An 820-nucleotide genomic window follows, 5' to 3' on the forward strand; every position below is an offset into this window, starting at 1 on the left:
GGGTAGAACCGCTTCAAGAGTTCGGCTGTCGGCAGGTCGGACGAGGTGTCGTCATTGGCCGCGTTGAACACCTGATAGCCGAGCCCGTCCTTCTCTATGGCGCGCAGCGTGATCTGGCCAAGGTCGCGCGCGTCGACATAGCTCCAGGCGATGCGCTTGCGGAAACCCGGATCGGCGAACCATTTCGGAAACAGCGAATGTTCGTGCGGCTCGATGACGTTGCCGATGCGCAGGGCATAAATGTCGGTGCCGTTGCGCTGCGCGAAGGCCCGCGCCGTCTTCTCGTTGACGACCTTGGACAAGGCATAGCTGTCCATCGGATCGACGTCATACTCCTCGTCGAGCGGGAAATATTTTGGATCGCGCGGCTCGTTGGCGAAGACCAGCCCATAGGTGGTCTCGCTGGAGGCGATGATTACCTTTCGGATACCGAGCTTAACTGCCGCCTCGATGACATTGTAGGTGCCGAGCGCATTGATGCGGAACACCTCGTTGTCGGTGGTGATCATGATGCGCGGGATGGCGGCGAAATGCACCACCGCATCGACCGGCTGCGGACGCAGCGAGGGGTCGAATTCATGCAGGCCCATATAGCTCGACAGTGCGTTGAACACCTGCCCGCTGTCGGTGATGTCGGTGATCAGCGTGCGCACCTTGGGGTTGTCGAGCGGCCTGGTGTCGATGTTGAGCACCTGGCAGCCTTGCTCGACCAGATACTGGACGACATGGCGTCCGGCCTTGCCGCTGCCGCCGGTGAACATGATCCGCTTCGTCATTTTGCTCTCCACATCCTCAGGAATTTATGTGTATTGTCAGACAA

The 820-nt window shown here is 59.6% G+C and carries 1 protein-coding gene; it reads right to left on the reverse strand.

The genetic code is table 11. The features are described 5' to 3' along the window. On the reverse strand, nucleotides 1-776 hold a 776-nt coding region (locus tag ENZ75_RS33160), incomplete at its 3' end, for an NAD(P)-dependent oxidoreductase (protein WP_164888239.1). Nucleotides 777-820 lie beyond the last annotated feature (44 nt).

This window comes from Mesorhizobium sp. M7A.F.Ca.CA.002.04.1.1 (genome assembly GCF_004022805.1).
GTDB lineage: Bacteria > Pseudomonadota > Alphaproteobacteria > Rhizobiales > Rhizobiaceae > Mesorhizobium > Mesorhizobium ciceri.